This is a genomic window from Pedobacter sp. AC190, from assembly GCF_979258025.1.
Genome location: NZ_OZ409824.1, coordinates 4748450 through 4768010, shown reverse-complemented (window position 1 = coordinate 4768010; position 19561 = coordinate 4748450). Strand labels below are relative to the sequence as shown.

18 protein-coding genes are annotated in these 19561 nt (G+C 35.5%); 9 read left to right on the top strand and 9 right to left on the bottom strand.

Going from position 1 to position 19561, the window contains the following annotated elements; all coding sequences use genetic code 11:
• The first annotated feature begins 92 nt into the window (after positions 1-92).
• From ACZZZI_RS20855 to ACZZZI_RS20840, 4 genes are all read left to right on the top strand, one after another.
• Positions 93-359, top strand: a complete 267-nt coding sequence (locus tag ACZZZI_RS20855; RefSeq protein ID WP_316757341.1) for a hypothetical protein — start codon at positions 93-95, stop codon at positions 357-359.
• A gap of 60 nt (positions 360-419) precedes the next feature.
• Entirely contained in the window at positions 420-812 is a 393-nt protein-coding gene (locus ACZZZI_RS20850; RefSeq protein ID WP_463491201.1) for a DNA-processing protein DprA, read from the top strand.
• Positions 793-1512 carry a DNA-processing protein DprA gene (locus ACZZZI_RS20845; RefSeq protein WP_463491199.1) on the top strand — a complete coding sequence of 240 codons (720 nt, stop codon included), beginning with the start codon at positions 793-795 and terminating at the stop codon, positions 1510-1512. The genes ACZZZI_RS20850 and ACZZZI_RS20845 overlap by 20 nt, the downstream gene beginning before the upstream one ends.
• A gap of 320 nt (positions 1513-1832) precedes the next feature.
• Positions 1833-3194, top strand: a complete 1362-nt coding sequence (locus tag ACZZZI_RS20840) for a pyridoxal-phosphate dependent enzyme (protein ID WP_316757345.1) — start codon at positions 1833-1835, stop codon at positions 3192-3194.
• A 346-nt stretch (positions 3195-3540) separates the two neighbouring features.
• Here the strand turns inward: ACZZZI_RS20840 and murA are convergent, their stop codons facing one another.
• The 7 genes from murA to sppA all read right to left on the bottom strand — a co-directional run bounded on the left by murA (position 3541) and on the right by sppA (position 12126).
• Entirely contained in the window at positions 3541-4866 is a 1326-nt protein-coding gene (gene murA, locus ACZZZI_RS20835) for a UDP-N-acetylglucosamine 1-carboxyvinyltransferase (RefSeq protein ID WP_316757348.1), read from the bottom strand.
• Positions 4867-5001: 135 nt separating this feature from the next.
• On the bottom strand, positions 5002-5688 hold the full coding sequence (locus ACZZZI_RS20830; RefSeq protein ID WP_316757350.1) for a DUF4290 domain-containing protein: 687 nt from the start codon (positions 5686-5688) through the stop codon (positions 5002-5004).
• Between the two features lie 420 nt (positions 5689-6108).
• Positions 6109-6606, bottom strand: coding sequence for a SixA phosphatase family protein (locus ACZZZI_RS20825; protein ID WP_316757352.1), 498 nt, complete (start codon positions 6604-6606; stop codon positions 6109-6111).
• The gene (locus ACZZZI_RS20820; protein ID WP_463491196.1) at positions 6599-7627 is read right to left on the bottom strand and encodes a glycosyltransferase family 9 protein; all 1029 of its coding nucleotides are present in this window, start codon (positions 7625-7627) and stop codon (positions 6599-6601) included. Before ACZZZI_RS20820 ends, ACZZZI_RS20825 begins: the two co-directional genes overlap by 8 nt.
• A 107-nt stretch (positions 7628-7734) precedes the next feature.
• Complete coding sequence (locus ACZZZI_RS20815; RefSeq protein ID WP_463491194.1) at positions 7735-8337, bottom strand: DUF4254 domain-containing protein; 603 nt, start codon at positions 8335-8337, stop codon at positions 7735-7737.
• A gap of 151 nt (positions 8338-8488) precedes the next feature.
• Positions 8489-10174, bottom strand: a complete 1686-nt coding sequence (locus tag ACZZZI_RS20810) for a helix-hairpin-helix domain-containing protein (RefSeq protein ID WP_463491192.1) — start codon at positions 10172-10174, stop codon at positions 8489-8491.
• 185 nt (positions 10175-10359) lie between these two features.
• Positions 10360-12126: a signal peptide peptidase SppA gene (gene sppA / locus ACZZZI_RS20805; protein WP_463491190.1), complete on the bottom strand. Its 1767-nt coding sequence runs from the start codon at positions 12124-12126 to the stop codon at positions 10360-10362.
• A gap of 51 nt (positions 12127-12177) precedes the next feature.
• On the opposite strand from sppA, the gene folK reads away from it, so the two are divergent.
• Entirely contained in the window at positions 12178-12672 is a 495-nt protein-coding gene (gene folK, locus ACZZZI_RS20800; RefSeq protein WP_316757362.1) for a 2-amino-4-hydroxy-6-hydroxymethyldihydropteridine diphosphokinase, read from the top strand.
• A 17-nt stretch (positions 12673-12689) separates the two neighbouring features.
• The gene (locus tag ACZZZI_RS20795) at positions 12690-13070 is read left to right on the top strand and encodes an Hpt domain-containing protein (protein WP_344768628.1); all 381 of its coding nucleotides are present in this window, start codon (positions 12690-12692) and stop codon (positions 13068-13070) included.
• A gap of 1 nt (position 13071) precedes the next feature.
• Here the strand turns inward: ACZZZI_RS20795 and pssA are convergent, their stop codons facing one another.
• Positions 13072-13755 (bottom strand): CDP-diacylglycerol--serine O-phosphatidyltransferase, encoded by a 684-nt coding sequence (gene pssA / locus ACZZZI_RS20790; RefSeq protein WP_344768630.1) that lies wholly within the window; start codon positions 13753-13755, stop codon positions 13072-13074.
• Positions 13756-13850: 95 nt separating this feature from the next.
• Entirely contained in the window at positions 13851-15566 is a 1716-nt protein-coding gene (gene rho / locus ACZZZI_RS20785) for a transcription termination factor Rho (protein WP_316757369.1), read from the bottom strand.
• A gap of 424 nt (positions 15567-15990) precedes the next feature.
• On the opposite strand from rho, the gene pyrF reads away from it, so the two are divergent.
• From pyrF to ACZZZI_RS20770, 3 genes are all read left to right on the top strand, one after another.
• Entirely contained in the window at positions 15991-16821 is an 831-nt protein-coding gene (pyrF, locus tag ACZZZI_RS20780) for an orotidine-5'-phosphate decarboxylase (protein ID WP_344768632.1), read from the top strand.
• 181 nt (positions 16822-17002) lie between these two features.
• Positions 17003-17905 (top strand): DMT family transporter, encoded by a 903-nt coding sequence (locus tag ACZZZI_RS20775; protein WP_463491186.1) that lies wholly within the window; start codon positions 17003-17005, stop codon positions 17903-17905.
• 126 nt (positions 17906-18031) lie between these two features.
• The gene (locus tag ACZZZI_RS20770; RefSeq protein WP_463491184.1) at positions 18032-19315 is read left to right on the top strand and encodes a DUF2851 family protein; all 1284 of its coding nucleotides are present in this window, start codon (positions 18032-18034) and stop codon (positions 19313-19315) included.
• Positions 19316-19561 lie beyond the last annotated feature (246 nt).

The following is a 19561-nucleotide window of genomic DNA, read 5'->3' as shown; positions in this document are numbered from 1 at the left end:
TATCTTAATTATTACAAAAAATGCATTTTTAAGGTTGTTTTTTATGCGAAATTTTGATAAGCTTGTTTAACATTAATCGTTAAAGAGATACCATGCCAATAGAAATTGTAGAAAAGGAACATATAAGCTACTTAAACATTATCAGTGCTAGTGAAGATCATAGTCAGGCCTTAAAGACTAAGTTAGATGAAGCTCAAAGATTGGGCAACGAGTTTAAATCGAAAGCAGTTATCACATTTAATACCACTATTGGTCCGAAGCGTGTAGATACTACAATATGGTCAGTTACAGAAAAATACATTCAGCTAAAAAATAACATCCATATCCCACTTAAAAGCTTAATCGATATCGATTTTTAGGTTATCATTTTAAGGAAATAAATCATCCCATGTTTTATTCACCCTTAACCTAAAAATTAAATGAGTACGCTCCATAAAATTGCCTTAACTTTTATCAAATCAATTGGCCCTGTAAATGCTAAAAATCTATTAGCATATTGTGGAAGTGCCGAAGCAGTATTTTCTGCGAGTAAAAAGCAATTGCTTCAAATCCCAGGGATAGGCGAAAAAACAGTCGAAGCAATTTTAAACACTGATGCTTTAAAACGAGCAGAAGAGGAGTTGAAATTTGTTGAAAAACATAACATAGAAGTATTGTTTTTCTCTGATGATAATTATCCAAAGAGATTAAAGAACTGTTTCGATTCGCCTATTTTACTTTATTTTAAAGGTGAAGCTGATTTAAACCACAAACGAATTATTAGCATTGTAGGCACACGTAATGCTACCGAATATGGTCGAAAATTTATGTAAACAGTTGTGTATGGTTTTGGCTCCATATAATGTTTTGATTGTAAGTGGACTTGCTTACGGAATTGATGTTACAGCGCATAAAGAATGTATTGCAAACGATTTAACTACAGTTGGTGTACTCGGACATGGTTTAGATCGGCTCTATCCGCAGGTTCATAAAACAGTTTCTCAAAAAATGGTTTTAAATGGAGGTTTACTTTCCGAATTTCCAACCCTAACCAATCCCGACAGGCAAAATTTTCCACAAAGAAATAGAATTATAGCTGGTATTGCCGATGCCACAATTGTTGTAGAAGCATCAATCAAAGGGGGTGCGCTAATTACAGCTGAGATAGCCAATTCTTACAATAAAGATGTTTATGCTTTCCCAGGACGCACCAATGATGTGTTTTCAGAAGGGTGCAATTTTCTTATTAAAACCAATAGGGCAGGCCTGATTAATAATGCCAATGATTTAATATATTATTTAGGTTGGGATGATGAAGTGAAAGAAAAGAAAAAAATACAAGCCTCACTACAAATAAACCTAACGGCGAATGAACAAAAAGTGGTTGATGCTTTGCAGAATCAGCAGCTCTCAATTGATGAATTGGCGATTTCTGTCAATATTCAACAGAGTAAACTCGCGATCATTTTACTTACGCTAGAAATGCAGGGCATCATTATTTCTTTGCCAGGCAAAGTTTATAAATTGGTATAACAAAAAGTTGCCATTCAGACTATCACACAGTGAAATACAGAAATTTCGTCAGCAATCTAAAAATCAAGTTTAAAGATTTCTCTGCATCGGTTGAAACGACAATTTATTTTACACTGAGCGTTAAGAAAAATAATCTGCAAATCTAAAGCTTATAAGAAAACCCTAAAGCCAATATTGCATTTTGCCCAATAATCAATCTATAATCCCTATCATTATTGTAGATTATGCAATAAAATTCTATTAAATTTTTATTTTCGAAATTATGTTTCAAATAAAATATAGTTTATAAAATACTTAATGCCTTTGCTTAATTTTGCATTATGTGGTATAATAATATTTTAGAAACTATCGGCAATACGCCCTTGGTAAAATTAAATACAATTACGAAGAATGTTCCAGGTACAATTCTGGCCAAAATAGAAACAACTAATCCAGGCAACTCAATTAAAGACCGTATGGCCGTTAAAATGATTGAAGATGCAGAGAAAAGTGGTAAACTAAAACCAGGCGGAACTATTATCGAAGGAACATCAGGAAATACTGGAATGGGCTTGGCTATGGCTGCTATTATTAAAGGTTACAAGTGTATTTTTACTACAACAGATAAGCAATCGAAAGAAAAGGTAGATGCTTTACGTGCTTTTGGTGCTGAAGTAATTGTTTGTCCTACAAACGTAGAGCCAGAGGATCCACGTTCTTATTATTCGGTTTCTTCTCGTTTAGAACGCGAAGTTCCAAATTCCTGGAAGCCAAATCAATACGATAACTTAGCAAATTCTGCTGCACATTACGAGCAAACTGGTCCTGAAATTTGGGAACAAACCGAAGGTAAAATTACCCACTTGGTGGTTGGTGTAGGTACAGGAGGTACTATTTCTGGAACTGGAAAATATTTGAAAGAGAAAAATCCAAATATTCAGGTTTGGGGAATCGATACTTATGGTTCGGTTTTTAAAAAGTATAAAGAAACTGGTATTTTCGATAAAGATGAAATTTATCCTTATATCACAGAAGGTATCGGAGAAGATTTTTTGCCTGCAAACGTAAATTTTGATGTGATCGATTTATTTGAAAAAGTAACGGATAAAGATGCGGCTTTAATGACTCGTGATATCGCCCGTAAAGAAGGTATTTTCGTTGGTAACTCGGCTGGTGCTGCAATTGGCGGTCTAATTCAGTTAAAAGATAAATTAAAGCCCGAAGATGTTGTTGTGGTAATCTTTCACGACCATGGAAGCCGTTACATGGGTAAAATGTATAACGAAGATTGGTTACGCGAACGTGGATTTTTACAAGATGAAAAGTTAACTGCGAAATCAATTTTAGCAAAGAAAGAAGCAACAGAAATTGTAACGCTTGATGCAACAAAATCGGTTTTAGAAGCGATCAATACCATCAAATCGATGAACATATCTCAAATCCCAGTTACACAACAGGGTATGATTGTAGGTAAAATTGCCGAAAGCGACATCTTATCAGCTTTGCTCGAAAACCCAGGTTTGAAATCTGCCCCAATTTCAGAAATCATGACCGCAACTTTCCCTTTCGTTGATTTGAATACGTCGATTGATAAAATTTCATCGTTAATTAATAAAGAAAATTCTGCTGTTTTAGTAGAAGATGAATCAGGTAAGATTGAAATTATTACGCAGTACGATATTATAAACGCGATATCTGGGTAGAAAATAGAGTGGAAGTCAATCTAAAAAAGGATTAAAAATTTTTAGTTACTAATGACGGGATTACAAATCCCGACTAGCCTGGTTAAAATCCTTAGCTACTTTAGTTATTAATGACGGGATTACAAATCCCGACTAGCAAGGTTTCTAAGGCGGTCGTCATTGCGAGGTACGAAGCAATCTTAATGCTTTGGACTTAGAATAGCGACTGTTTAATATTACTTCGTACCTCACAATTACGAAAATCACAAATAAAAACGCCCGAATAAGAAATTACTCGGGCGTTTCTGTATCCTTGCTATTTTGGCTTTCAGCTTTATTCTTTCAGCCTTTCAGCTTTCAACTAAAACTAGTGACTCGGCGCATCAGCATTAACACGCTTAATTTGCGCACCTAAAGCACGTAAACGCGTATCAATATCCTGGTAACCACGTTCAATCTGTTCGATATTGTAAATGGTCGATTTACCTTCCGCAGAAAGCGCAGCTATTAATAACGAAACCCCAGCTCTAATATCAGGAGAAGTCATGCTGATTCCACGAAGTTTGTATTTTTTATCAATTCCATTAACTGTCGCACGGTGTGGATCGCAAAGAATAATTTGAGCGCCCATATCAATCAATTTATCAACGAAGAATAAACGACTTTCAAACATTTTCTGGTGGATTAAAACGTTTCCTTTAGCCTGTGTAGCCACAACCAAAACGATACTCAATAAATCAGGAGTAAAACCTGGCCATGGAGAATCGGCAATTGTTAAAATCGAACCATCAATAAAAGTATCAATTTCATAGTGCTTTTGCGATGGCACATAAATATCATCGCCTCTGCGTTCTAATTTAATACCTAATTTTTTGAAAACCTCAGGAATTACACCAAGCTCATCATAACAAACATTTTTTATGGTAATTTCCGATTCAGTCATTGCCGCTAAACCAATGAAAGAACCAATTTCGATCATATCAGGCAGCATTCTGTGTTCCGTTCCACCTAAAACTTTAACACCTTCAATCGTTAGTAAATTCGAACCAATTCCCGAAATTTTAGCACCCATGCGGTTAAGCATTTTACAAAGCTGTTGTAAATAAGGTTCGCAAGCTGCGTTGTAAATGGTTGTTGTACCTTTTGCTAAAACAGCAGCCATTACAATGTTTGCAGTACCCGTTACCGATGCCTCATCCAATAAAATGTAAGCACCTTTTAAATTGGTCGCATCAACGTTAAAAAAAGCTTTTTTACTATCATAAACAAACTTTGCGCCTAACTTTTCGAAGCCAATAAAATGTGTATCCAGCCTTCTACGACCGATTTTATCGCCACCTGGTTTAGGTATTGCTGCTTTACCAAAACGAGCTAATAATGGACCGACAATCATAATAGAACCCCGTAAACCACCACCTTTAGCTTTAAAAGTTTCAGATTCGAAGAATTCCAGATTGATGTTTTTCGCCTCGAAAGTATAAGTGTCTTTATCAATACGTTCTACAATAACACCTAAATCGCCTAATAATTCGATTAGTTTATTAACATCCTTAATATCAGGAATGTTGCTAATAGTTACCTTCTGTTCGGTTAGCAATACAGCCGATAAAATCTGTAAAGCCTCGTTTTTGGCGCCTTGTGGAGTAATTTCGCCCTTTAATTTAATTCCGCCTGTTATTTCAAATGCGTTCATATATCTTTTTAGTATTTAGTATTGAGTAATTGGTATCAAGTATTTAGTCTCGAGTATCAAGATTGAGTGCTAAAACAAATTTATGCCGCAAACTTTTACTTTTTAACCTGCTACCTTTCGCCTTTTACCTTTCCTTTAATATTTAGGTTTATTATTATTGTTTCGTCCGCGATTATTATTATTGTTCTGACGGTTTTTACTGTTGTTATTATTGTTATTATTATTTCTTCCGCGGTTATTATTGTTGTTGTTTTGACGAGGATTTTGAGCTCTAAACTCAACTTTCGCCAAGTTAACACCTTCATCAAGTGACAATAACCCGCCAGAAAGATATTTCAAATCTTTAATAATGGTTTCGTCCGAAACGTTATCCTTATTCCAGGTAACATAAGCCATCTTCATAAAGTTTGCAATGCCTTGCACCATTATTTTTCTGCGCTCTAAATCTTGCTCACCCATTGCTTTTTCAATAAGTCCTTCTACCGTTTTACCATAATGTTTGTAGGTAATTCGTTGTTGAGGATAAGCCAGGGGCGCTGGTTTTATGTAAGCATTCTCAATCAATGGCTTTGGATACGGGCTGTCAACATCGATCTGATAACCAGAAATGATGTGTAAATGATCCCAAAGTTTATGTTTAAAATCGGCAACATCGCGTAAATGTGGTTGTAAAAAACCCATCAAATCGATAACTGCCTGTGCATATTTATTACGTTCTTCAATGGTGGGTAATTCGCAAATATATTTCACCATGTTTTGAACGTTACGGCCATATTCCGATAAAATCAAATGGCTACGTGTAGTATTATAGTCAAAACTCATGTTCAGATAAATTAATTGGAAAAAATAATCCAGCCATACGAATTATGAAATAACCAGAGGAGTTTAGGTTATGAATTCACCGAAATGTCTATTGCTGGACTTTCGTTTTATATTTTCAAAGATAATCTTTTTAACAACAAAAGAAATAGTTTTCTTTTGGAAATGTAAGTTCTTTTGATTTTCCAGACCTGCTATCACTTCAAGTTTTTAAACTTCTGTCATGCTGAGGAACGAAGAATATGTTTCATCGGTTGCAGATGCTTCGTTCCTCAGCATTACAGCCAAATTTTAGTTTCCTGCTAAAAAAGCTTTACGTTCTATCAGGTTTATTCAATAAAGAATTGTGTTTCTTGGCATCTTCCGTTAGCGGGTTTACTAAAATAACGGCGTCTTAATTCCGTGCTTCCGTGGCAAAAAAAATCACATCTCATCCGTATTCTTTGGATAATCAAAGAAAACCAATTCTCCAGTTCCTTTACTAACCATTTTCCACGAATCAAAAGGGAAAGAAATCAAAACCATTCCAGCAGTTGGAATATTGTAAATATCCGCATCACTTAGCTCATTTGCTAAATCGGTAAAGCCAGGGTTATGTCCAAACATAATTACAACATCAGCAGAATCGTCAAAATCGCTCACAACTTTTAAAAGCGTTCTGCTATTCGCTTCATAAATCGCCTCTTCAAATTTTATATCATCTACATTATATGCTTCGGCAAAATACTTGGCCGTAGATTTTGCTCTTTTAGCTGGGCTACTTACCATCAAATCAAACTTAAAACCACGATTTATCAAACGCTCGGCCATTTCTGGTGCGTTTTCCTTACCACGTTTATTTAGAGGGCGATCAAAATCTTTTAAATCTAAATTTCCCCAATCCGATTTTCCGTGGCGAACCAATAATAATTGTTTAGGCATTTAAGTTCTCTTTAATTTTGTTTACAATGCTTTGTGGTTCAATTAAGTCCATACAACTTTCAACAGCACAAAGGCAAGGTTTGTTTCCATAAATTGAATTTGGCCTTGAAGGATGATCTATTTGAACACATTTGGCTTCCGATTGCCCGTAACCTAAAAAACCCGCAAAAGGATGGGTTGGCCCCCAAACAGAAACCACGGGCACTCCAACTAACGAAGCCATATGCATACCCGAAGAATCCATGCTCAGCATCAAATCCAAATTAGAGATAATAGCAAGTTCTTCCGTAAGATTAAAATTGCCGATTAAATTATGGGTGTTGGGAATAAACTGCGACCATTTTTCTGCAATTTCCTGCTCTGTTTTTCCTCCACCAAAAATAAAAAGTTCGTAGCCAAGTTTTGATAATTCTGCTATTACAACCTCCATTTTATTTAATGGATAAATTTTATAAATATGTTGAGCAAATGGTGAGATGCCTATTTTCTTTTTTACTGAATCGCTAAACAATCCTTTAGCTTTTGAAGGGACTTGTTGAGCTTTTGGAATCAATTTATGGCTTAGGTTAATCTGAAAGCCTAACTCCCGAAAAACATCAGCGTAACGTTCAACAGTTTGTCGTAACGGCTTAAATATTTTATTAGCCGAACGCGTTAAGGCCTTTTTTTCTGCTCTTCCTTTGTCAATCCGCTTGATTTTTATTCCGCTTAAGCGAAAAAAAGTAGAAATTGCCCTGCTCCGCAAATTATCATGCAAATCGGCAATTGCAGTTGGTTTGAATTTTCTAAGTTCCTGATAAAGTTTATACAAACCATCAATGCCCTTATGGATGATTTTAGGTTGGATGGCGTGAAAAGTTAGGTTATCAATCCCATCGAAAAATGGTTTAAAAGCCTCGCGACTAACCATTATAATTTCAACCGAAGGATTTTGCTCAGAAAATTCTTTTAAAACAGAAGCCACCATCGCCACATCGCCCATAGCTGAAAAACGTAAAACGATAATTTTTTCTGTTAACATGGCTTTATTAATCGGTCATCATTTCGAGGTACGAAGCAGTGTTAAAGCCAAAGGGCGATAGCGAAAATTGTAAGATTGCTTCGTGCCTTGCAACGACGAATTTGGAACTAAATTTTATTATACAACACAGGATTTAAACTCGGATCGTTGTACATTTTCATTTGCTTATACACTTTCATGTATTTCTTGCCAGCTTCAATATCCGCTAGTAATTCATCAATGCTTTGAGATAAGTCATCACGTTGAGATAGTAATACATTGAGCTTTGTTTGGCATTGATTACGATGTTCGGCCGATGCGCTTGCGCGTTCAGCTTCTTCCTGCATGTGGTAAATTTTTAGCGCCAAAATAGAAAGTCTATCTATTGCCCATGCAGGGCTTTCCGTATTAATTTTAGCCTCGGGTAAAGCCGAAATGCCTTGATATAAATTTAAAAAATATCCATCGATAAACTCAACCATATCTGTACGAACCTGATTTTGAGCATCAATTCGTCTTTTCCAGCTTAAGCCCTCTACGGGGTCGATTTGTGGATTACGAACCACGTCTTCCATGTGCCATTGGGCAGTATCAATCCAGTTTTTAATATAAAAAAGATGCTCTAAACTTTCAGCATCGTAAGGATTTGCTACTGGATGGTCAATATCATCAAACTTATGGTAGTTAGTAATAACCTGATTAAATACGCGGTTGGCAATTTCACTTATCATGAGGCAAAGTTAGTTTTTTTTACCACAGATTTTCACAGATAAACACAGATTTGGCCTGTCTAAATAATGTTATTAACAGTATCTCTGTGTTTATCCTGTTTATCTATGGTTAATTAATAAATCAATAGTTTTTGATTCTGTGGTCCCGCGACTAAATTATTCTATCTTTTTTAGTCTTAAAATAGCTGGTTATCTCATCTAAAGAAAATGAATTTAAACATTTATCAGCACTTAAACCGCCTTTGCGTGCAACTAAAATTCCATATTTCATATCATTAAAACCTTCAGTTCTGTGCGCATCAGGATTTACTGAAAGCAAAACACCTTTTTCTAAAGCGTAACGATGCCAGCGCCAATCTAAGTCAAGTCTTAATGGATTAGCATTGATTTCAATAACAACATTATTTGCTGCACAAGCATCAATAATCTTTTTATAATCGATCGGATATCCCGCACGACTTAATAATAAACGTCCTGTTGGATGCCCCAATATAGTTGTGTACGGGTTTTCGATAGCTTTTAATAAACGGGCGGTTGCTTTTGCCTCATCCATCCTTAAATTACTGTGAACCGAGGCAACTACAAAGTCGAAAGTTTTTAAAATATCATCCGAATAATCTAAAGCGCCATCACTTAAAATATCACTTTCTATGCCTTTAAATATTTTAAATGGAAACAGTTTCTTATTCAGCTCATCAATTTCCTGGTGCTGACCGAAAACACGTTGCTCGTTCAATCCTTTGGCATAAACTGCAGTTTTTGAGTGATCGCAAATGCCTAAGTATTCAAGATTCAGTTCATCTTTACAATAAACCGCCATCTGCTCTAAAGTATGAACGCCATCGCTCCAGGTAGAGTGGTTGTGCAAACTGCCCTTTAAATCTTCATATTGTATTAAAGTCGGTAATTTGTTTTCCTTAGCCAACTCAATTTCATCAAAATCTTCACGAAGCTCGGGTTCGATAAAAGTCAATCCAGCTTTGCTGTAAATTTCTTCTTCATTTGAAAAAGGACCATCACCAGCTAAGGCTAAAACCTTTTGTACGTGTTCGGTATTTCCAGTTTGTTTAAACCATTCGAGGTAAAAATCTACTTTGTTTACCACAAATATTTTAATTCTTAAGCCCGCCTCTGTTGTGGTAATAAACGAATTTTCAGCGGCTATAAGTGAAAGTGGCTCAAATTCGGGTAGCTCAAATTCAACTTTTTCAGGATGTTCTGCCCCAATTACGATTTCAAGCTCATCAATAATCTCGCAAGAACGGCGATATTGACCTGCAAAACCTAATGCAGAATGGTTATCAACTTCAATTAACCATCTTGAAATTTCATCATAAAGGTTATTTGCAAAGCCTTCTACCTGAGCATATAAAAATCTTCCATTTGCTGCCAGCTTAAATTCGATCGCTTTTTTAATTTCTTCCTGTGTTTTTAGTCCAAAACCTTTTGCTTCAATTAGTCGGTTTTCGTTGCAGGCATAATATAACTCGCCGATACTTTCGATACTAAGGTCACGCCAAATAATCAAAATTTTCTTCGGTCCGATTCCTTTTATGCCAAGCATTTCGATAATGCCTTCTGGCGTTTGCTGAATAATATCGTTAAGCTCTTTAAGTTCTCCTGTTTGCAGCAATTCGATGATCTTAGCCGCCAAACCTTTTCCAATTCCATCAATTTTATCAATGTCTTCAATAGGTTTATCCTTTAAAGCAAAAGGTAATTTATCAACCTTAAAGTAGGCGTTAGCTATAGATTTTATTTTGAAAGGATTCTCTTCATGCAGTTCCATTAACTGCGACAAGAGGCGTAAAGTTCGAGCGATGGTTTTATTTTCCATAAGCTGTAAAATTAGGTAATAAAGGTTTAAAACTTTAATTGGCGCTAATTTTTCGAGCAGAAATTATTAATGGACTGTTTTACAGGCTGGAAATTTATAAAGATAAAGGGCGGATAGCAGAAAATGAAAATGGATGATGTAAAATCGGATCACTCCAATTTTACATCATCCATTTTGTGTAGTATTTATTTTATAACAGCTTCAAATGGCATTCTCATTTGTATACCAGAACTTGCCATTACTTTTTTCATTTGCTGATAAAGCATGTAATTATCGCCAAGTTCTTGTTTGGTGTAATAGGTTTTAATTTTATCTGTACTTTCTTCCAATAAAGATTTTAAAGGATCAATTACATCAGGATATTCTACAACTTTGTATTCTTTAAGCTTTGCTTTTTTAGCTGCTGATGCTATTGCATCGTTAAAACTGCCGATTTTATCGGCTAAGCCAATTTGAACGGCATCTGTACCAATCCAAACGTGTCCACCGCCAATACTGTCGATATAGGCCTTACTTTTCTTTCTTCCATCAGCTACCCGACTTACAAAACCACTGTAAATTCTATTCAATTCATTTTGAATAATGAAACGTTCGCCTTCTGTCATTGGGCGATTTGTTGCCATTATATCTGCATATTTTCCAGTTTTAACACCATCGAAGGTAATGCCCAATTTATTTGTCATCAGGTTTTGAAAATTAGGAATAATTCCGAAAACACCAATTGAACCTGTAATGGTATTCGGCTGTACGAAAATACTATCGGCAGCGCAACCAATGTAGTAACCTCCAGATGCGGCAACATCACCAAAAGAGGCGATAACTGGTTTTTCTTTTTTAGTTAATACAATTTCTCTCCAAATCACGTCGGATGCTAAAGCACTTCCACCAGGAGAATTTACACGAATTACGATCGCCTTAATGTCGTCATCTAATCTTGCCTTACGTATAGCTCTCGAGATCCGTTCAGAACCGATTTGGTTATCAGAACCTTCGCCACCTGTAATTTCGCCATTAGCATAAATTACGGCAACTTTATCTTTCCCGCTTCCGCTTGATGTATTGTTTTTTATATAGTCGTTTATAGAAACTGAACTAATGTTCTGTTTTTTAGTTTTGCCCGATAAGGCTTTAAGCTCTTCAAGAATTTCGTCTTTGTACTTCAAGCCATCAATCATTTTATAATTTAAAGCATCTTTTGGCTCTCTGATTTTGTAATTATCAGCAATGCTGTAAAGGCTATCTTTTTGAATGGCTCTGGTTTGAGCGATATCAGTTAAAAAAGTGTTGTATAAACCGCCAACATAAGCCGTAACCTGTTTGCGGTTATAATCGCTCATTTTGTCTAAAATATACGGCTCCACCGCACTTTTATAGTTTCCAACGCGAATAACCTGCATTTCCACACCAACTTTTTCTAAAGTTCCTTTAAAGAAAGTAAGTTGAGAGCTAAAACCCTTAAATTCTAATGCACCTTCGGGATTTAAATAAACTTTATCAGCTGCCGAAGCCAAATAATATGCACCTTGGGTATAAACTTCGCTGTAAGCCAAAATCTTTTTGTGCGATTTTTTAAAGTCAATAAGAGCGTTTCTTACCTCACGCATGGTTGCAAAACCTGCATTTGGACTGCTAACATTTAAGTAAATACATTTTATATTATCATCATTTTTAGCTCTTTTAATTGATTTTAAAACATCGTTTAAACCAATTCCATCGCTTTGTTCAGAGCCAATTATAGGTAAACTACCAAAACTTCTTTTAGGTGTACGTTCGGTAATCGCCTGATCCAGGTTTAAAAATAAGACCGAGTTATTGCTTACTGCTATAGATTTATCATCATCGATAGATGAAATGGCCGCGACAATAACTATGAAAAAGATGATGAAAATAACAACAATAGATAGGAAAAAACCTAACATTGATGCAAATAAATACTTGAAAAAATCTCTCATTTAAATGTTTTAATTTTGTGAGGTAAATATATAAAAAATACGAGGGCTAATATGGCATTAGAGCACACAATTGCTTATTTGTTACTGGGTGGAAACTTAGGAGATAGAAAGAGAAACTTAGAAATGGCAATTCAGCTTTTAAATAATGAAGCAGGGCAGGTTACTGCGGTTTCATCAATTTACGAAACTGCTGCATGGGGCGTTACAGAACAGCCAGATTTTTTGAATCAGGCGGTGCAACTGGAAACCAGTTTAACTGCACTTGAATTGCTTGATAAGATGCTTGAAATTGAAAAACAGCTTGGCCGGATTAGAAAAGATAAGTGGGGCGAAAGATTAATAGATATCGATTTAATTCTTTTTGGCGAGGAGATAATCAATATCGAAAATAAACTACAGGTTCCGCATCCGCATATGCAAAGCCGAAAGTTTGTAATGAAACCACTTGCCGAAATAGCTCCAAATGTTTATCATCCAATTTTGGGGAAAACTATTTACGAAATTCTTGAAAATATTTCGGATAATTTGGAAGTAAACAAATTGTAAATTATTATGTTTGTTTTATGCAAGATAACAGAGAAAATCATCCCCTAGATTTATCCTATCTTACAGAAATGGTTGGTCATGATCCTGAATTTATGATCGAAATTTTTGAAACCTTCATTGAGCAAACCCCATTTTATATGGCCGATCTCGAAGTTGCCTTATCTGCCAAAGACTGGAAGAAGGTGGCAGATTGCGTTCATAAAATAAAGCCAACCTTTAGCTATGTTGGCCGTGGCGATGTTCGAGATTCTGTTCAGATTATAGAATCAAATGCCCGCAAGCTCGAGGATGTAGAGAAGATCCCTGAAAAAGTGAAAGACCTAAATCTCATTATCAATAAAATTTATATCCAGCTGGCAACAGCGATTACTGAAGTGAAATCGAAATACAGTATGTGATCTAGATTGCTTTGCCTCCTCTAAAATGAAGGATGGATGAAGCAATGTAAAGTACTAAAACGAAAGGGATTGCCGCAAACTGTAAAACAGCGATTAACACAGTAGATATAATTAAAAAGATAAACTTAATCTTATTTTTTGCCCAGCTTAAATCGCTGAATTTTAAAGAAAAAATTTTTATTTCACTTACCAATAGAAAACTGGTGATCGCTGTAATGGCAATCAATAAAATGGTAGAGCCAATTATTTGCGGATAATCTACAGCGATAAATGGTAAGGAGCAAATAAATAAAGTATTCATTGGTGTATTTAAACCAATAAAATCTTCCGTTTGCCGCTCATCGTTATTAAACTTTGCCAGGCGCAAAGCAGAAAAAACAGTTATAAAAAAAGCCAAATAAGGAAGGTACTCCGAAGTGTAATCACTCACTTTTAACAGTTGAAACATGATAATTCCTGGTAAGAAACCAAAGCTTACCATATCTGCCAACGAATCTAAATCTTTACCAATTGCCGATTTCACATTCAATAAACGAGCAACCATGCCGTCGAAAAAATCAAAAATGCCCGAAAGGATTACGAAATATGCAGCGGTTTGTAAATCGCCTTTAAATGCAAAAACGATTCCGATACAACCAGAAAATAGGTTCGCACAGGTAATCGCATTAGGGATATGCCTTTTCATGTTTTTGGAGTTGAAAGTATAAAGTTAAAAGTTTAAAGCTTCAAGGCTCCAATTTTGGAACTTTTAACTTTAAACCCTTAACTTTCAACACTCTACTAGCTATTCATCGAAATTAAGAATTCTTCGTTGCTTTTTGTACCTTTTATTTGAGCCTGTACAAATTCCATCGCTTCCTGACTGTTCATATCTGCCAAGTGATTACGTAAAATCCAAACACGTTGTAAAATATCTCTATCTAACAATAAATCATCACGACGAGTACTCGATGCAGTGATATCAATTGCTGGGAAGATCCGTTTGTTCGATAATTTACGGTCTAATTGTAACTCCATGTTACCAGTACCTTTAAATTCTTCGAAAATTACCTCATCCATTTTAGAACCTGTATCAGTTAATGCAGTTGCTAAAATGGTTAACGAACCACCGTTTTCGATGTTACGGGCCGCACCAAAGAAACGTTTTGGCTTGTGTAATGCATTTGCATCAACACCACCCGATAAAATTTTACCAGATGCAGGTGCAGTTGTATTGTAAGCTCTTGCTAAACGTGTAATCGAATCTAAAAGGATTACTACATCGTGTCCGCTTTCTACCAAACGCTTAGATTTTTCTAAAACAATATTGGCAATTTTTACGTGGCGTTCAGCTGGTTCATCAAAAGTAGAAGCAATAACTTCGGCTCTTACACTACGAGCCATATCTGTAACCTCTTCAGGACGCTCATCAATTAAAAGAATAATTAAATAAACTTCCGGATGGTTCTTAGCGATTGCATTCGCAACCTCTTTAAGTAAATTGGTTTTACCTGTTTTTGGTTGTGCTACAATTAAACCACGTTGTCCTTTACCAATTGGCGTAAATAAATCCATAATACGGGTAGAGTAGTTACTGTTATCCGTAAATAAATTTAATTTTTCTGTTGGGAAAAGTGGCGTTAAGTAATCGAAAGGAACGCGATCACGAACTTCGGCTGGAATTCTGCCATTAATTGTTTCAACACGAACCAAAGGGAAATATTTTTCGCCCTCTTTCGGCGGACGGATGCTACCTTTAACAGTATCGCCAGTTTTTAAGCCGAAAAGTTTAATTTGAGATTGCGATACGTAAATATCATCGGGAGAAGTAAGGTAGTTGTAATCTGCTGAGCGTAAGAAACCGTAACCATCTGGCATAATTTCTAAAACCCCTTCATTCGTGATTACATTATCAAAATCTAAGTTCGAATAACTGTTTTCATTTTTGTGGTGATTTCCTCCTCCAGGTTGTTTTTGCTGGCGGTTATCTTCACGCTGAGGTTTTTCTTGCTTTTCTCTTGGTTCTTGTTTCTGTTTCGGAGCTACAGGAAGCACTTCTGCACTTTCTTCAATCAGCGCCGAAATTGGTTTAACACTTTCTTCGGCTTCAACAACTCTTTCAGGCTGTCTTTCTGGCTGTTGGTGTTGTGGCTCGTCAAATAAAGTTACCGATTCTCTTTTTCTTTCGATAGGAGCAGCGGGTTCGTCTTTACTTAGTCTTACTCTTTTTTTAGCAGGTTTCTCTGCTACAGGAGCGGCAGCATCAGCAACAACTTTAGGCGCTTTTTCTGCTTTAACTGCTTTGGTTTTTGGAGCTGGGGTTGCAACTGCAACTGGCTCACTTTCGCTATATGGATCTGCACCCGATTTAGCGGCGGTTATAATTTCTTGTTGATGTAAAAGCACTTCAACAAGGTCAATTTTTCTTAGGGAGTCGGCAGCTTCAATGCCATAGGTTTTAGCAAGCTCACGTAATTCTGATGTGAGCTTATCATTTAATTCTGTTTTGCTAAACATTCTAAATATATATGTTTCAAGAAATTTTAATTTTGTTTATAACGGATGTTTTCAGTTATAAATCTGCTTGGACTAAAATATTGTGTTAATTTAAAAACCAAGCGGTTTAATTGTGTATAAATTCTTTAGGTTATAATACCAAAAATGAGTTGGTTATAGAAATGCTCAAAATGGTTTCATAATGTGTTTACAAGCTGAATAAAAAAAGCATATTAGGCTTTAAAAAAGGTAGCAAAAAACAAGTCTTGATAAATTTTTTCTGGATATTCAGATAAACGGTTGAGAAATTATGTTGCAATTGTATGTATTTGAAACGTAATCCGCAAGAAAAAGTTTAAAATGTTTATAAAAATATTTAAAGTGTCTATGTTTTTTTAGTCTAAAAATTTAAAAAACCTCATATTTGCAGCAAATAAGCCCATATATGACTAAGCAACAACTTTTTGAGCAGATACAAAAAAAACGTTCATTTTTATGTGTCGGATTGGATTCTTCATTAGATAAGATTCCACAGCACCTGCTGAAGTACGAAAATCCGATTCTGGAATTTAACAAACAGATTATCGATGCAACAAAAGATTTGTGTGTAGCTTATAAACCAAATACAGCTTTTTATGAGTGTTATGGTAAAAAAGGTTGGGAAACTTTAATCGAAACCTGGAAATATATACCTAATAATATTTTTAGCATTGCTGATGCAAAACGCGGCGATATTGGAAATACATCTGCCATGTATGCTGAAACATTTTTTAATGAAAAATCATCAGAAATGAGTTTTGATTCGGTTACGGTCGCTCCTTATATGGGAAGCGATTCGGTAACACCGTTTTTAACTTTTAAAGATAAATGGGTAATCCTGCTGGCCTTAACCTCTAATTCTGGTCATGCCGATTTTCAATTGCAGCAAATTGGGGATGACAAACTTTTTGAACAGGTATTAAAAACTTCTCAGCAATGGGCTACAGATGAACAAATGATGTATGTAGTAGGGGCAACCCGCGGTTCTGCTTTTGCCGATGTACGTAAACTTGCTCCAGATCATTTTCTTCTGGTTCCTGGTGTTGGTGCACAAGGAGGCGATTTAAGTGAGGTTTGTAAATATGGCTTGAATTCTCAATGCGGATTGTTAATTAATTCTTCCCGTGGAATTATTTATGCCAGTCAAGGCGAAGATTTTGCTGAAAAGGCGAGGGAAGAGGCGTTGAAATTGCAGCAGGAAATGGAGCAGATATTAATTACGGCTGAATTGGTTTAACTCTATATAATTAACTACAGATCGACAGGATCAGCACAGGTTAATTCTACCTATTTATTGCCACTGAAACACGGAATACACGGAAATTTGAATATTCTTTCCGTGTTAATCAGTGCTTCCGTGGCAAAACTCTTCTTTCTTACTAAACCTCAGCGTTTTTGTGGTTAAACATTTACCTACTATGAATCCCAAAATAGATTTAAAACTAATATTTGCCTTATGTGGGGTTGCCCTAATTTGGGGAACCACTTACCTGGGGATTCGTGTAGCTGTAGATAGCATTCCTGCCTGGTATGTAACTGCAATTCGTCAAACGATTGCTTCATTAATTATTCTAATCCTTTTAATTAAACAAAAAGAACTAAAATGGATTGGTTGGTCAAGCTTTAAACGCCAGATTTTACTTTCTATATTAATGGTTGTAATTGCTAACGGAATGACAACCGTTGCCGAAAAAACGATTCCGAGTGGGTTAACATCTTTAATAAACGCAACTTCGCCATTGCTGGTGTTTTTAGGCTGTGTTTTTTTAGGGATTCAAAAACCAAGTTTAAAAGGTTTTATCGGTGTTTTCTTAGGGTTTTTGGGGATTGTTTTTATTTTTAGAAATGGTATTAACGATTTATTAGAACCTGGCTATCGTAACGGCATTCTTTCGCTTGTAATTGCTGTTTCTGGGTGGACTATTGGAACCATTTACTCCAAAAAGCATAGTGGAAAGCCGCAGTATATTTTCTTGAACCTGTTTTATCAATTTGTTTTTTCTGCAATAATTCAATTCGGTTTGGCCTTTGTTTTTTCTGGCAAAGCCGATGTAAGCAGCTGGAAAACTGAAAGTATTTTTGCTACAACCTACCTGGCCGTTTTTGGTTCGGTATTGGGCTATTTTTGTTATCACTATGCACTAAAGAAAGTAACGGCTTCAGAAGTTTCTATTTTAACGTATTTCAATACCATTATCGCAATATTTTTAGGCTGGTTAATTTTAAACGAACATGTGGATACAGATTTAATTGTTGCAACAGTTTTAATTATTGCAGGAGTTTTTATTACGAATTATAAGAAAAAAGCGCAAGTCGTTTAATCAATATGCCCCATACGGATCTGAAAAACGAAACGGAAAGCTAGGAACAGGATTTGTTCCAGAATCTTTTCTTTAAGGCGGCGAGAAAGGATGTACAGCCTTTAGGAATATTTTTTATCTTCAATAATGAATTTTCCAGAAGACTTTCTTCACTATGTGTGGCAATTTAAATCTTTCGATTTTGGCGATTTGAAAACCGCTACAGCTGAAACTTTGAAAGTCATTCATCAAGGCTTTTTAAATAAAAATTCTGGTCCTGATTTTAGTAATGCCAAGATTCAGATTGGAGATACCATCTGGGCAGGTAACGTTGAGATCCATTTAAGATCTTCTGATTGGCTAAGACACAACCACCAGTTTGATACTGCGTATGAAAATGTAATTCTTCATGTGGTTTATGAAAATGATGCGGAAATTAAAAGGAGAGATGGCTCTGTTTTACCCGTTTTAGAACTGAAGAACCGAGTTTCAGCGGAGCTGATTATCAAGTATGAAAACCTATTTTTAACACTTACAGATTTTCCTTGTGTTGCTCAAATCAAATCGGTAGATCAATTAATTATAAATTCATTTTTAGCGAGAACAGTAATTGAACGTTTCGAGCAGAAGACCAATTTGGTAATCGAAACTTTAAACCAACTGAATGGTAACTGGGATGAAACTTTTTATCGTTACCTGGCTATGAATTTTGGCTTTAAAATTAATGCCTTGCCTTTCGAGCTTTTTGCCAAGTGCATTCCGCAACAAATTTATGGCAAGCATAAAAATAACCGTTTGCAAATTGAGGCTTTAGTGTTTGGTTCTGCAGGGTTTTTAAATGATAAGTTTACAGAAGCTTATCCTGAAAAGCTGAAAAAGGAATTCGAGTTTCTGCAGCAGAAATATAAAATCAAGCCCATTGAAGTATCCATCTGGAAATTTATGCGGATACGCCCACAAAACTTTCCTACAATACGATTGGCGCAGTTTGCAGCATTGATTGTACAGTCGAATCATTTGTTTTCAAAAATTATGGAGATAAAGGATGTTAAAGAATTGCGTAAACTGTTTGAAAATCTTCCAGTAAATAATTACTGGGAAACGCATTATCATTTTAAAAAAGAAGCGGTTAAATTAAGTACCCAAATTGGCAAAACATCAATTAATAATATTCTGCTTAATACGGTAGCTTTATTTTTGTTTGCTTATGGCACGCATACAGGTATGCAATTTTACATCAGCAGCGCAATAAAACTATTAGAAAGTTTACCAGCTGAACAAAATACAATAACCGATAAATTTACTTTAGCGGGTGTGAAACTCGATCATGCATTTGCATCGCAAGGCGTTTTACAATTAAAAAAGCAATATTGCGATGAGAAAAAATGCTTGTCCTGCGGCATTGGAATTAAGATTTTAAAACAATCCTAAAACTTTAATGATTAGAACGTTCTTATTCATCGCTTTTGTTTAAATAATTGAGAATGGAAAAAGATAATAATTAGCATTCAATTTATTGTAAGAGAAGCAAATACTAACCTCTATTTTGGGCAAATTAAGTGGTGAAATAAATATAAAAATGAGCTGATTGGGAAAAATTAAAATCTTAAAACTATTAAATGGAAATGGTGTTTGTTTTGATTAGGTTTGCCGCAGATTTTTAAATCATTACTCTAT